This window comes from Stutzerimonas tarimensis, from assembly GCF_042648805.1.
Lineage (GTDB): Bacteria > Pseudomonadota > Gammaproteobacteria > Pseudomonadales > Pseudomonadaceae > Azomonas > Azomonas tarimensis.
This window is the reverse complement of record NZ_JBHRXZ010000017.1, coordinates 282,101-296,040: the sequence shown is the minus strand read 5'-3', so window position 1 is coordinate 296,040 and position 13,940 is coordinate 282,101. Positions and strand designations below refer to the sequence as shown.

9 protein-coding genes are annotated in these 13,940 nt (G+C 62.9%); 2 read left to right on the top strand and 7 right to left on the bottom strand.

Annotation, left to right across the window (positions count from 1 at the left end):
* Window positions 1-90 precede the first annotated feature (90 nt).
* Window positions 91-420 carry a hypothetical protein gene (locus ACFOMF_RS08265; RefSeq protein WP_386363502.1) on the bottom strand — a complete coding sequence of 110 codons (330 nt, stop codon included), beginning with the start codon at window positions 418-420 and terminating at the stop codon, window positions 91-93.
* Window positions 421-506: 86 nt separating this feature from the next.
* Window positions 507-1,508, bottom strand: a complete 1,002-nt coding sequence (locus tag ACFOMF_RS08260) for an aldo/keto reductase (protein WP_386363611.1) — start codon at window positions 1,506-1,508, stop codon at window positions 507-509.
* Between the two features lie 294 nt (window positions 1,509-1,802).
* Here ACFOMF_RS08260 and ACFOMF_RS08255 point away from each other — a divergent pair, with 294 nt between their 5' ends.
* Entirely contained in the window at window positions 1,803-3,593 is a 1,791-nt protein-coding gene (locus ACFOMF_RS08255; protein ID WP_386363499.1) for an SLC13 family permease, read from the top strand.
* Window positions 3,594-3,688: 95 nt separating this feature from the next.
* Entirely contained in the window at window positions 3,689-3,970 is a 282-nt protein-coding gene (locus tag ACFOMF_RS08250; protein ID WP_386363497.1) for a hypothetical protein, read from the top strand.
* A gap of 21 nt (window positions 3,971-3,991) precedes the next feature.
* On the opposite strand, the gene hemE is transcribed toward ACFOMF_RS08250, so the two are convergent.
* The 5 genes from hemE to aroB all read right to left on the bottom strand — a co-directional run bounded on the left by hemE (window position 3,992) and on the right by aroB (window position 13,933).
* Window positions 3,992-5,056, bottom strand: a complete 1,065-nt coding sequence (gene hemE, locus ACFOMF_RS08245; RefSeq protein WP_386363494.1) for a uroporphyrinogen decarboxylase — start codon at window positions 5,054-5,056, stop codon at window positions 3,992-3,994.
* 127 nt (window positions 5,057-5,183) lie between these two features.
* On the bottom strand, window positions 5,184-6,602 hold the full coding sequence (locus ACFOMF_RS08240; protein ID WP_386363491.1) for an FAD-dependent oxidoreductase: 1,419 nt from the start codon (window positions 6,600-6,602) through the stop codon (window positions 5,184-5,186).
* Between the two features lie 94 nt (window positions 6,603-6,696).
* Entirely contained in the window at window positions 6,697-11,145 is a 4,449-nt protein-coding gene (gltB, locus tag ACFOMF_RS08235; RefSeq protein WP_386363489.1) for a glutamate synthase large subunit, read from the bottom strand.
* 160 nt (window positions 11,146-11,305) lie between these two features.
* Window positions 11,306-12,820 (bottom strand): SPOR domain-containing protein, encoded by a 1,515-nt coding sequence (locus ACFOMF_RS08230; protein ID WP_386363486.1) that lies wholly within the window; start codon window positions 12,818-12,820, stop codon window positions 11,306-11,308.
* 9 nt (window positions 12,821-12,829) lie between these two features.
* Window positions 12,830-13,933: a 3-dehydroquinate synthase gene (gene aroB / locus ACFOMF_RS08225; RefSeq protein WP_386363484.1), complete on the bottom strand. Its 1,104-nt coding sequence runs from the start codon at window positions 13,931-13,933 to the stop codon at window positions 12,830-12,832.
* Between the last annotated feature and the right edge of the window lie 7 nt (window positions 13,934-13,940).

The window sequence follows — 13,940 nt, the reverse complement described above, 5'->3', positions numbered from 1 at the left end:
GCGATCGAGGGGCACCACCCGCTCTCATTCAGCCAGCGCCTGATACACCACTTCCACGCAGGTCTGCCGCCCAGCGTTGAGCCCTTCTGGCTAACCCGTACCGAGACGCTGCAGTGCTTCCAGGCGGAAAGCAAGCGCCTGCTCCAGTCCGCTGAGCTCGCGCTGGAGCGTCAGGCGTTCACTGTCCTCGACGCAGGCTTCGAGCCGCTCGCGCAAGCGTGATCGCTGCTGGAAGAGCTCAACCTCGGCGGGCGGGATGCCGGCCGACTTCAACACGGCGAAGGGCGTGCGCAGCGCTTCGGGCGTGTGCAGCCAGCCCTCGTCGATCTGCAAGGGTTCGCCCCGGGAGGTCACCCGCTCCTGCCAGGCAGCGACTTCGCGGGCGATACGGCGTTCGATGTCCTGATCGAGTGTACTCATGCGGCTTCTGTACCAAGGGTCTGGTCACATGGATCGGGATGACTACTCTGATCAAAGCCCCGCGCCTGTACAAGCGCGCCCGGCAATCAGCCCGGGGTTGGCGCACCGGGTTCGATCAGGCCCTGCTCCTTGGCGTCGCTCCAGAATCCCTGGGGAATCCGCACCGACATTGAAGCGGCATTTTCCCGCACATGCTCTGGCCGGCTGGCGCCGGGGATGATGCAGGAAACCACCTCGGGCGCATTGCAGAATTGCAGTGCCGCGGTTCGGAGGTCGACCTGGTGGTCGCGGGCAAGGGCATGGTAGCGCCGCAGCTTCTCGGCGATATCCGCGGGAACCTCGTCGCCGTAGTTATACCGCTCTCCGCCGGCCAGATAACCGGCATTGAGGGGCGAGCCAAGCATCAGCGAGACGCCACGGGCCTGGCATACCGGAAACAGTCGCTCGAGGGCGTCGGCATGTTTGAGCAGGGTGTACTGGGTCGCCGAGAGAATGATGTCCGGATCGGACACTTCCATCGCACGCAACGCCGGCTCGAGCGTATTGACTCCGAGGCCCCACCCCTTGATGAGGCCCTCCTCGCGCATCTTCACCAGTTCGGGCATGGCGCCCCTGGCCGCCTCGTCGAAATATTCCAGCCAGCGCTCGCCCAGGTCGCGGTTGTCCGGCGACAGGTCATGGATGAAGACGATATCCAGGCTGGGGACCCCCATGCGCTGAAGACTGTCCTCCACCGACCGCCTAGTGCCGGCCGCGCTGTAGTCATAGCGGTAATTGAAATGGTTGACGCCCTGCCAGTTCGGGTGGGAGTACCCGGCCTCTGGTACCAGCAAGCGTCCGGTCTTGCTCGACAACACGTAGCTGTCCGGTGCCTTGGGAAAGAGGAAGTGGCCCATGCGCCGCTCGCTGAGGCCGAGCCCATACCAGGGCGAGGTATCGAACAACCGCACTCCGACATCCCAGGCCGCCTCCATGATCGCCCAGGCCTGCTCGACCTCGCTTTCCCGGCGCGAATCGCCCAGTCCCACCCCGCCCCCCAGGCCGAATCGATAGGGCGGCCGGTAGCGAGGCGCATCGCCTCGGTTCATCGGTAGCGAGTCCGGGGCCGCAGACTCGGCGGCGCGACTCATCAGCGGAGCCAGCGCCAGGCCGGCGCCGCCAATCGCAGCGGCGGTGAGCAGGGAACGTCGATGCATGGGCGAATCCTCGGTACGGGTGCGGTCTGCGTGCGACCTGCCAGCGGCCTTCAAGTTCGCGGTGGAGCCATGAGCCGGAACGCTTAGTTCTATAAAGAATAAAAACTTCCAAAAACGGTCTTAGACTATCTAAGCATCTGCTCTTATCTTCGGCAACTGCTTCATCTCGCCCCTGAAAGGACGCTCATGCTTCCCGAATCCCTCTCGATCTGGTTTGTTGCCGCCCTGCTGGTATGGGTGCTTTACGCCTTTGTCAGGGAGCGCTATACCCCGGACGTGGTGGCTGCGATCGCTGTAGCCGCCCTGCTCATCACACAGCTGTTGAGCCCTGCCGAAGTCCTCTCGGTGCTGTCCAACTCCGCGCCGGTCACCATTGCCTGCATGTTCGTTATCTCTGCAGCGCTGGAACGCACCGGTTGCGTCGACGCGCTCGGCAACTGGCTGGGCAACCTGGTCGGCACCAGCCCGACCCGGGTGCTGATCGGCATCACCGTGACGGCGCTGGTGATCTCGGCGGCGCTAAACAATACGCCGGTGGTGGCCATTCTCACCCCTGTGGCGATCTCCCTGGCCCGCCGAGCCGGAACCCAGCCTTCGAAACTGCTGATCCCGCTGTCCTACGCCACCATTCTGGGGGGTACCCTGACCCTGCTTGGCACCTCGACCAACATTCTTGTCGACGGCGTGGCACGCAAGGCCGGATTGGAGCCCTTCGGGATCTTCGAGATCACCGGGGCCGGGCTCTTTCTCGCCGCTGCGGGCATGATCTACATGCTCACCATCGGCAAGCGCCTGCTGCCTGAGCGCGAGACCCTGTCCCGGCAACTGCGACAGGACCTGGCACGCACCTTCATGAGCGAACTTCTGGTACCGCACAGCTCGCCGGTGATCGGCAAGACTCTCGGTGAGGCCAATCTCAATGGCGGCAGCGGGTTGAAGGTGCTCAAGATCTTCCGCGAGGACAGCGAGCTGACCGAGCCGCAGCACGACACGGTGCTGGCCCAGGGCGACTTGCTGGTGATCCATGGCCAGGTCAAGGACGTGGTGGAGCTGCGCGAGAATGGCCGGCTGGCCTTCAACCGCAACGAGGCATTCGAGACCGTCAGCAGCCATGACGTGATGCTCGCCGAGGCCATCGTCGGTCGCAACTCCCGCTATAGCCACCGCCCCATGCGCGACCTGGACCTCACGGCGCGCTACGGTATCGCCGTGCTCGCCGTGCATCGCCAGGACGAGAACATTTCCGGCAACCTCGACGACTTCGAATTGCAGTTCGGCGATGTCCTGCTGGTGGAGGGGACGCCGGGGCAGATCAAGCGGTTCGCCGACAATGGCGAACTGATCAGCCTCAATACCGTGCAGGAGCGCGCCTTTCGCCGCGACAAGGCACCGATCGCCATTCTCGTCGCGCTCGCCGTGATGTTGCTGGCTGCCTTACGAGTGATGCCCATCGAAGGTCTGGCCATGATCGGCGCGGTGGTGGTCCTGGCCACCCGTTGCCTGGACGTCGACGACGCCTACAAGGCAGTCGACTGGAAGATCCTCAGCCTCATCTTCGGCATGCTCGCGGTGAGCATCGCCATGGACAAGGTCGGCCTGGTCGGCGTGATGGTCACCACCACGATGGGCTGGTTGCCCTGGGCCGGCCCGCTGCTGATGCTGTCGTTCATATATCTGGTCACCTCGGTGCTGACCGAGCTGCTGTCGAACAATGCCATTGCGGTGCTGGTCACTCCCATCGCGATCGGCGTTGCCCAGCACCTGGGCGTCGACCCGCGCGCCTTCGTCGTTGCCGTGATGTTCGCCGCCAGCGCCAGCTTCGCCACCCCGATCGGCTACCAGACCAACACCTTTGTCTACAACGCCGGTGGTTATCGCTTCACCGATTTCCTGAAGGTCGGCATCCCGCTGAACATCCTTTTGTGGATCGTGGCATCGCTGGTGATTCCACTGTTCTTCCCGCTCACGCCGGTATGAGCAGGACCACCCGACGCTGAACTACGGACGCCCGGCAGGAACGTTAGACAGGACATCTCAGTCATAGCCCCATAAGCGCATGACCGGAGATACCCATGTCTGACGATCACAAATTCGAGATCAATTACATCTTCAACAACGACCCGATGAACGATGTAATCGACGCTGCGGACGAGCACCTCGAGCAGCACGTCGCTGCCCACCACCTGATCCAGCGGCACCAGGCTGATCTAGGGGGCGGCAGCGCACCCTCGCTCGACGCCAAGCCGGAAGAGATCCTGCACTACGCCACCGATCACGGCATCACCGACATCCGTGTTTCCAGGATCCACGCTCATCCCAAAGGCGATACGCCGGGCCACTACAAGCAGCCCTAGCGATCGCCCTATCGCCGACTATCAGTCGTGATATTGCGCGGACAGCTCGTGCACGGCTTCGATGAAAGCGCCGGCGTGCGCGGGATCGACCTCGGGCGTGATGCCATGGCCAAGGTTGAACACATGTCCGCTGCCATGGCCGTAGCGCTCGAGAATGCGCGCCACTTCGGCGCGGATGGCCTGAGGATTGGCGTAAAGCACACTCGGGTCCATGTTGCCCTGTAGCGAGACCTTGTCACCCACGCGGGCGCGAGCGCCGCGGATGTCGCAGGTCCAGTCCAGGCCCAGCGCATGGGCGCCGGTCTCGGCCATCGCCTCCAGCCACTGTCCGCCATTCTTGGTGAAGAGAATGACCGGAATACGTTGCCCGTCCTGCTCCTTGATCAGGCCATGGACGATGCGCTCCATGTAGAACAGGGAGAACTCACGGTAGGCCGCATCGGACAGCGCGCCGCCCCAGGTGTCGAATATCTGCACCGCTTGCGCACCGGCACGGATCTGCCCGTTCAGGTAGGCGGTGACCGCCTGGGCCAGCTTGTCCAGCAGCATGTGCATGGCCTGAGGCGTGTCGTAGAGCATCGCCTTCGCCTTGCGGAAATCCTTGGACGAACCGCCCTCCACCATGTAGGTGGCCAGCGTCCAGGGGCTGCCGGAAAAGCCGATCAGAGGCACCCTGCCGTTCAGCTCTCGGCGAATGGTGCGCACGGCCTCCATGACGTAACCCAGATCATGCTCCGGATTGATGGTCGGCAAGGCCTCGATGTCCGCGACAGTGTCGATCACCTTGCGAAAACGCGGTCCCTCGCCAGTCTCGAAGTACAGGCCCTGGCCCATGGCGTCGGGGATAGTGAGGATGTCGGAAAAGAGAATGGCGGCGTCCAGGGGATAGCGATCCAGCGGCTGCAAGGTCACTTCGCAGGCAAACTCGGGGTTCATGCACAGGCTCATGAAGTCGCCCGCCTTGGCGCGGCTTGCCCGATACTCGGGGAGGTAACGGCCGGCCTGGCGCATCATCCACACGGGGGTCATGTCGACAGGTTGCTTGAGCAAGGCACGGAGAAAGCGGTCGTTCTTCAGAGCGGTCATGTCGGCTTCCAGCAAAAAAGTGCCGGGCATTGTCGCAAAGCCCAATAGAAAAGGCACGGTCGAGACCGTGCCTTGGCAGAACACCTTGATTCAGGTCAGCACGCCAGGTCGCAGCCTGGCGCCGGCTTTACACGCCCAGGTAGTCCAGGATGCCCTCGGCAGCCTGACGGCCTTCGAACACTGCCGTCACAACCAGGTCGGAGCCGCGCACCATATCGCCGCCCGCGAAGATCTTCGGGTTGCTGGTCTGATGCTTGAACTCGCCCATTTCCGGCGCCACCACGCGTCCCTGGTTGTCCACGGCGATGCCGAGGCGCTCGAACCAGGGCGCAGGGCTCGGGCGGAAGCCGAACGCAATAACCACCGCATCGGCCGGCAGTACCTGCTCGGAACCGGGAATCGGCTCGGGGCTACGCCGTCCCCGCGCGTCTGGCTCGCCCAGGCGGGTTTCGACGACCTTGACCCCCTCGACCTTGTCTTCGCCGACAATGGCGATGGGCTGGCGGTTGAAGAGGAACTTCACGCCCTCATCCTTGGCGTTCTTCACCTCGCGGCGCGAGCCCGGCATGTTGGCAGCGTCACGGCGGTAAGCACAGGTGACGCTCTTGGCGCCCTGGCGGATGGAGGTACGGTTGCAGTCCATGGCGGTGTCACCGCCGCCTAGGACCACCACGCGCTTGCCAGCCATGTCGATGTAGTCTTCCGGGGTCTTCTCGAAACCCAGGTTGCGATTGACATTGGCGATGAGAAAATCCAGCGCGTCGAAGACACCTGGCAGGTCCTCACCGGGAAAGCCGCCCTTCATGTAGGTGTAGGTGCCCATGCCCATGAAGACTGCGTCGTACTCCTCGAGCAACTGGTCGATCTCGATATCCTTGCCAATCTCGGTATTCAGGCGGAACTCGATGCCCATGCCGGTGAAGACTTCACGCCGGCGGGTCATCACGCTCTTTTCCAGCTTGAACTCGGGAATGCCGAAGGTGAGCAGGCCACCGATCTCGGGATTCTTGTCGAACACCACCGGGGTCACGCCACTGCGCGCAAGGATGTCGGCACAGCCCAGTCCGGCCGGGCCGGCACCAATGATCGCGACGCGCTTGCCGGTCGGCTTGACCTTGGACATATCGGGACGCCAGCCCATGGCGAAGGCGGTGTCGGCGATGTACTTCTCCACCGAGCCGATGGTGACCGCACCGAAACCGTCGTTCAGGGTACAGGCCCCCTCGCAGAGGCGGTCCTGAGGGCAGACCCGACCGCAGACTTCTGGCAGGGTATTGGTCTGGTGCGACAGCTCCGCCGCGGCCAGGATGTTCCCTTCATGAACCAGCTTCAGCCAGTTGGGAATGTAGTTGTGAACCGGGCACTTCCATTCGCAATAGGGGTTGCCGCACCCGAGGCAGCGATGCGCCTGCTCGGCCGCCTGTTGCGGCTTGAAGGGTTCGTAGATCTCGACGAACTCCTTCTTGCGCTGGCGCAGCAGCTTTTTCTTCGGATCCTTGCGCCCGACCTCGATGAACTGGAAATCGTTGTTCAGACGATCAGTCATTTCATAACCTCGTAACAGCAGCGACAAGCGTCAAGCTGCAAGACTCATCAGATGCCGCAACTGCCGACCGGGGCAGTTGCGGCTTGCGGCTGACTTATTGCGGGTTGGCCCGAGTGTCGGACAGCAGCGACGCCAGATTGGCCGCCTTTGGTTTCACCAGCCAGAAGCGCCGCAGGTAGTCGTCCAGGTTTTCCAGCAACTCACTGCCCCAGGCACTGCCGGTCTCGTCGACGTACTCACGGAGCACGCCCACCAGATGGTGACGATAGGCCTCCATGGCCTCGCCGGTGATGCGCTGGATGTTGACCAACTCATTGTTCAGGCGGTCGACGAAGGTGTTGTCCATGTCCAGCACATAGGCGAAACCGCCGGTCATGCCGGAGCCGAAGTTGTAGCCGGTCTTGCCCAGCACGCAGACGAAACCACCAGTCATGTACTCGCAGCAGTGGTCGCCGGTGCCTTCCACCACGGTGTGGGCTCCGGAGTTGCGCACCGCGAAACGTTCGCCCGCAGTGCCAGCGGCAAACAGCCGGCCACCGGTTGCGCCATAAAGGCACGTGTTGCCGATGATGGCCGACTCCTGGCTCTTCAGCTGGCTGCCCTTCGGCGGGGTGAGCACCAGCTTGCCGCCGGTCATGCCCTTGCCCACGTAATCGTTGGCATCCCCTTCGAGATAGAGATTGAGACCACCGGCGTTCCACACGCCAAAGCTCTGGCCTGCGGTGCCCTTGAAGCGGAAGGTGATGGGCGCATCGACCATCCCCTTGTTGCCATGAAGCCTGGCGATCTCGCCGGAGACCCGCGCACCGATGGATCGGTCGCAGTTGCAGATCTCGAGTTCGAACTCACCGCCAGCCTTGGTCGCCACCGAGTCCTTGGCCATTTCGACCATCTTCTCGGCCAGCAGTCCCTGATCGAACGGCGGATTCCTCTCCACCTGACAGAACTGCGGCTGATCGGCGGACACATGATCACTGCCCAGCAACGGGGTCAGGTCCAGATGCGCCTGCTTGTCGCTGTCACCCGGCAGCACCTCCAGCAGATCGGTACGACCGATCAGCTCCTGGAGGCTGCGCACGCCCAGCCTGGCCAGCCACTCGCGGGTTTCCTCGGCAACGAAGGTGAAGAAATTCATCACCATCTCGACCGTACCGATGAAGTGCTCCTTGCGCAGCCGGTCGTTCTGGGTCGCCACCCCGGTGGCACAGTTGTTCAGGTGACAGATACGCAGGTACTTGCAGCCCAGCGCGATCATCGGCGCGGTGCCGAAACCAAAGCTCTCGGCGCCGAGGATGGCGGCCTTGATCACGTCGAGGCCGGTCTTCAGGCCGCCGTCAGTCTGCACTCGCACCTTGCCACGCAGATCATTGCCCCGCAGGGTCTGGTGCGCTTCGGCCAGGCCGAGCTCCCAGGGGCTGCCCGCGTATCGGATCGAGGTCAACGGCGAAGCGCCGGTGCCACCATCATAGCCAGAAATGGTGATCAGGTCGGCATAGGCCTTGGCAACGCCAGCGGCAATGGTGCCAACGCCCGGCTCGGCGACCAGCTTCACCGAAACCAGTGCGGTCGGGTTGACCTGCTTGAGGTCGAAGATCAGCTGAGCCAGGTCTTCGATGGAATAGATGTCATGGTGAGGCGGTGGCGAGATCAAGGTCACGCCGGGCACGGCATAGCGCAGCCGGGCAATCAGCGGATTCACCTTGCCGCCGGGCAATTGGCCGCCCTCGCCGGGCTTGGCGCCCTGGGCCACCTTGATCTGCAAGACCTCGGCATTCACCAGGTACTCCGGCGTGACGCCAAAGCGCCCCGTGGCGACCTGCTTGATCTTCGAGCTTCTGACGGTGCCATAGCGTGCCGGGTCTTCGCCGCCTTCACCGGAGTTGGAGCGCGCACCGAGACGGTTCATCGCCTCGGCGATAGCCTCGTGCGCTTCGGGCGACAAGGCGCCCAGCGAAATACCGGCGGAATCGAAGCGCTTGAGGATCTCCTGCAGGGGCTCGACTTGCTCGAGCGCCAGGGGCTCGGCGGCTTCCTTGACCTTCAGCAGGTCACGCAGCATGGACACCGGACGCTTGTCGACCAGCGCACTGTATTCCTTGAACTTCTGGAAGTCGCCCTGCTGCACCGCGACCTGCAGTGCGCCGACCACGTCAGGGTTGTAGGCATGGTATTCGCCGCCGTAGACAAATTTCAGCAGACCGCCCTGCTGGATCGGCTTGCGGTTGTTCCAGGCTTCGCCAGCGAGCGCCTTCTGCTCGGCTTCGAGATCGACAAAGCGCGCCCCCTTGATCCGGCTGGCGACCCCTCGGAAGCTCAACTCGCAGATCTCGTCAGACAGGCCGACCGCCTCGAACAACTGCGCTCCCCGGTAGGAAGCCACGGTCGAGATGCCCATCTTCGACAGGATCTTCATCAGGCCCTTGGAGATGCCCTTGCGGTAGTTCTTGAAGACTTCCTGCAGGTCCCCAAGGATCTCGCCGGTACGAATCAGATCGCCCAGCACTTCGTAGGCAAGGAAGGGATAGACCGCGGTGGCGCCAAACCCGATCAGCACGGCGAAGTGGTGCGGGTCACGGGCGGTGGCAGTTTCAACCAGGATATTGGCGTCGCAACGCAGTCCCTTGTCGGTCAGGTGGTGATGCACCGCACCGACGGCCAGGGCCGCATGTACAGGCAACCTGCCCGGCTGGATATGACGGTCACTCAAGACCAGCAGGACCTTGCCGGCGCGTACCGCTTCCTCTGCCTGGTCGGCAACATTGCGTACCGCGGCTTCCAGGCCGATCGCCTCGTCATAGTTGAGGTCGATCAGCTGACGCTCGAACCCGGGGCGGTCGAGCGTCATGATGCTCTGCCACTTCGATGGCGAAATCAGCGGCGTGGTGAGGATGGCTCGATTGGCATGGTCGCCGGTTTCCTCGAACACATTGCGCTCGGCCCCCAGGCAGGTTTCCAGCGACATGACGATGGATTCGCGCAGCGGATCGATCGGTGGGTTGGTGACCTGGGCGAACTGCTGGCGGAAATAATCGTAGGGGGAGCGAACGCGTCGGGACAACACCGCCATCGGCGTATCATCGCCCATGGAGCCTACCGCCTCCTGGCCCTGCTCGCCGAGCGGCCGCAGCACCTGGTCGCGCTCCTCGAAGGTCACCTGATACAGCTTCATATACTGCTTGAGCTGATCGGCATCGTAGAAAGGCGAACCGAAGTTGTTGTCGTTGAGCACCGACTGGATACGCAGCGCATTGTCACGCAGCCATTTCTTGTAGGGCCGCGACTTCTTCAGGCGATTGTCGATGTCATTGGTCTGCAGCATCTCGCCAGTGAGGGTGTCGACTGCAAGAATCTGCCCCGGGCCGACACGCCCCTTGGCCAGCACATCTTCGGGCCTGTAATCCCAGACGCCCACTTCCGATGCAAGTGTGATGTAGCCGTTCTTGGTCGTGACCCAGCGGGCCGGACGCAGCCCGTTGCGGTCGAGCAGGCAGACCGCGTAGCGACCATCGGTGAGCACGACGCCGGCAGGGCCGTCCCACGGTTCCATGTGCATGGAGTTGTATTCGTAGAACGCGCGCAGATCCGGGTCCATGGTCTCGACGTTCTGCCAGGCCGGTGGAATGATCATGCGCAACCCGCGGAACAGGTCCATGCCGCCGGTGACCAGCAGCTCGAGCATGTTGTCCATGCTGGAGGAGTCTGAACCGATCCGGTTCACGACCTCGCCCAGTTCGCCCAGGTCAGGCAGCAGATCGCTGGCAAACTTGGTGCGCCGCGCCTTGGCCCAGTTGCGGTTGCCGGTGATGGTATTGATTTCACCGTTATGAGCCAGGAAGCGGAACGGCTGCGCAAGCGGCCACTTCGGCAAGGTGTTGGTGGAGAAGCGCTGATGAAAGACGCAGATGGCCGTCGCCATGCGCGGATCGCCCAGATCCGGATAGAACTGTTCCAGGTCCGCAGGCATCATCAGGCCCTTGTAGACGATGTCCTTGTGCGAGAGGCTGCACACATAGAACTCATCGTCGTCCTGGAGCGCGACCTCGACCCGACGGCGGGCGAAGAAGAGCTTTACCGCCAGCGCCTGATCGGAAAGGCCTTCACCGCTAACGAAAACCTGCTCGATACGCGGCATGCGCTCAAGCGCCAGCCGGCCCAGGACACTAGGATCGACAGGCACCTCGCGCCAGCCGACCAGGCTCAGGCCTTCACCGACAATCTTGTCGTTGACGCACTCGCGTGCAGCCTTCGCCTTGGCGTCGTCCCGGCTGAGAAACAGCATGCCGACGGCGTAGGCACTGGGCAGATCGACACCGAACGCTTCGCTGGCTACAGCCCGCAGGAAGGCATCAGGTTTCTGCATCAACAGACCGCAGCCGTCACCCGTCTTGCCGTCGGCATTGATGCCGCCGCGATGGGTCATGCAGGTCAAAGATTCAATGGCAGTTTTCAGCAGGTGATGGCTTGCCTCGCCCTGCATATGGGCAATCAGACCGAAGCCGCAGTTATCCTTGAATTCTTCAGGACTGTATAAACCTGCTTTCATAGGCTCTCCACCCGCTAATTTCGTTGCGAATCAACCCCTTGCCAACGAAATGGAGCGAAGCCCAGAGTTAGCGCGGGCAAAAGGCTGAGCAGTTTACATAGGCAGTTGGAGATAAAACAACAATAAAAACGGATTTTATCGGAGCGCCAAGGAACTCCTTCTAGCGCCCCTCTTTTATTTCCTGCTGAACACTGGCGAGACTTCTAGCCCAGGGGCTACCCCCTTGCAGGGAACCCGGCAGGCTCTTGACAGCCGCCCGCGCGGCTTGCTGGGTAGCGAAGCTTCCATAAGTGACTACATAGAGCGGCTTGCCCTCATGGGTTTTGACGAAATATCGATAAGAGGAGCCATGTTGCCGGGCGATGGACTGCGCCGTCTGCTCCGAGCGGGTTCCCAGAACTTGCAGCACGTAATTATTGGAAGGCTGCGCCAGATACCAGGCCCCGGCTCCCGCCACTGCCGGAGTGGCAGGCGCTGCGGGCGCGGCCGCAACCTCCGGGGTACGCGCAGGCGTGGGTTGCGGTTGCGGTTGCGGTTGCGGTTGCGGCGCTGCGGCTGAGCCTGCAGCCACATCCGCTGCCACGGCCGGGACCGAAGGCGACTGCGCAACAGGTATAGAGGGCACCTCCACCGGAGCCGGCAAACCCGCCGGCGCCAAAGGCTGCCCCCCCCGCTCGGCCCCGGCCACCGATGCGAGAGGCTCACGCATCACCGGACCCGGCTCGACAGGGCCTTCCTCACCCACCAGCGGGGCACTCGACTGTACACGCGCTTCCACTGGCAGCGGCTCTAGCGCCAGTGTCGTAGTTTGCGGCTGAAGCGCACCATCGCCTGGCCGCTGCAAGACAAACGCCATAACCACCCCGACAAGCACCACCCCAGCAACGGCAAGGTGCTTCCATGGCAGACTGAACGAGGAGCCGGGACGCACCGGCCCGACCGATTCTTCGCCCACCGCCTCGATGAGCACCTCACGCGCTACACGATTGATCGAACCCGGCCAACCGCCGGATTGCTGATGGATGTATTTGACCTGTTCGTCGTCAAGGCATTCGGTATCGCCACCGGCTCCTTCGATGCGCTGCATCAAATAGGCATGCGTTTCGCCCAGACTGTAAGGCTGCAGTTCGATTACATGAAAAGCCTCACTGTCAGCCGCGCTCGCCTCGAGAGTCGACACCAGCGCTTCGGTACCGAACAGGAAAACATGCGCCCGCCCCTCCGGTCCACCGGCAGCCATGTCGAGCAGCAACTGAAGCGTCACCTCATCGACGCGCTCGGCATCATCGACCAGAAGGTAGATCTCCAGCCCATTGAGCGTTGCCTGCCCCACCTGCGCCATGATCGCCTCGCGGCTCGTGCCGCTTGCTCCCAGCGCCCTGGCGAGCTGGGCGATCGAGTCGCTCTCACCCAAGCCCGGAGTGACAACCATGCACTGCACCGATTGCTTGTTGCTACTGGCCGCCAACGCCTGTCGAAGCAGCGACTTGCCGCTGCCTTCCGGCCCAGTCACGACCAACAGCAGCTGGCTGTATCGCGCCAGGTGATGCAACTGCCCCAGCACCGGCTTGCGCTGGGCCGGGAAAAACTTGAAGCCAGGCACCCGAGCCGCGAAGGGGTCATGGGTGAACCCATAGCTGTCGAGGTAGGTGTCGGGGGCAGACGAAGCGATCATGTCATTCTCTTAAGCTGCCGCAGCCGCCTGGATAGCGGAGTAGTCGGCTGTCAGGGTGTCTTCGAGTACGGTCCGCGGATAGTCGGCGGTGACCACCGCCTTCCCCAGGCCTTGCAGCAATACGAGTCGCAACTGGCCATCCAGCACTTTCTTGTCGACGGCCATGTGGCGCAGGAAGTCCTCGGGCTGCATCTCCATGGGTGGCACCACCGGCAACCCGGCACGCTGCAGCAGCCTCACTCCGCGATTGCGCGCCCCCACATCGATCCAGCCGAGCCGGCGGGACAGTTCCAGCGCCATCACGGTCCCAGCCGCGACCGCTTCGCCATGCAGCCAGCAACCATAGCCCATGTGAGTTTCGATGGCATGGCCGAAGGTGTGCCCCAGATTGAGCGTTGCTCGCACTCCAGCCTCACGCTCGTCAGCCCCGACCACCCGCGCCTTGGCCGCACAGGAGCGACGAATGGCCTCGGTCAGTGATTCGGCCCTGAGCGCCCGCAAGTCATCGAGATGCTCGTCGAGCCAGTCCAGGAAAGGCGCATCGCAGATCAGACCATACTTGATTACCTCGGCGAGACCGGCAGACAGCTCTCGGGGGGGAAGCGTTACAAGGGTCCCGGTGTCGATGATCACGGCCTGAGGCTGATAGAAGGCACCAACCATGTTCTTGCCGAGCGGGTGATTTATACCCGTCTTGCCGCCCACCGACGAATCGACCTGGGACAACAGGGTGGTCGGCACCTGGATGAAATCCACCCCGCGCTGATAGCAGGCCGCGGCAAATCCAGCCATGTCGCCGATCACACCGCCCCCGAGGGCGACAACCGTGGTGCGCCGATCATGCCGCGCCTCGAGCAGTCCGTCGAAGATCAGCTGAAGGGTCTGCCAGTTCTTGTGCGCTTCGCCATCGGGAAGTACCACGGAGGTCACCGAGAAGCCCGCCAGCGCGCGCAGCACAAGCTCCAGATAAAGCGGCGCCACTGTCTCGTTGGAGACGATGGCGACCTGCTTGCCACGGATGTGCCGCTTGAGCAGATCGCCGTCCTCAAGGAGGCGCTCGCCGATGTAGATGGGATAACTGCGGTCGCCGAGTTCGACCTGAAGTGACTGCATGGGACCC

Coding starts and splice junctions, on each gene's coding strand:
- ACFOMF_RS08265 (WP_386363502.1), bottom strand. CDS start 420: ATGAGTACACTCGATCAGGACATCGAACGCCGTATCGCCCGCGAAGTC.
- ACFOMF_RS08260 (WP_386363611.1), bottom strand. CDS start 1,508: ATGAACCGAGGCGATGCGCCTCGCTACCGGCCGCCCTATCGATTCGGC.
- ACFOMF_RS08255 (WP_386363499.1), top strand. CDS start 1,803: ATGCTTCCCGAATCCCTCTCGATCTGGTTTGTTGCCGCCCTGCTGGTA.
- ACFOMF_RS08250 (WP_386363497.1), top strand. CDS start 3,689: ATGTCTGACGATCACAAATTCGAGATCAATTACATCTTCAACAACGAC.
- hemE (WP_386363494.1), bottom strand. CDS start 5,056: ATGACCGCTCTGAAGAACGACCGCTTTCTCCGTGCCTTGCTCAAGCAA.
- ACFOMF_RS08240 (WP_386363491.1), bottom strand. CDS start 6,602: ATGACTGATCGTCTGAACAACGATTTCCAGTTCATCGAGGTCGGGCGC.
- gltB (WP_386363489.1), bottom strand. CDS start 11,145: ATGAAAGCAGGTTTATACAGTCCTGAAGAATTCAAGGATAACTGCGGC.
- ACFOMF_RS08230 (WP_386363486.1), bottom strand. CDS start 12,820: ATGATCGCTTCGTCTGCCCCCGACACCTACCTCGACAGCTATGGGTTC.
- aroB (WP_386363484.1), bottom strand. CDS start 13,933: ATGCAGTCACTTCAGGTCGAACTCGGCGACCGCAGTTATCCCATCTAC.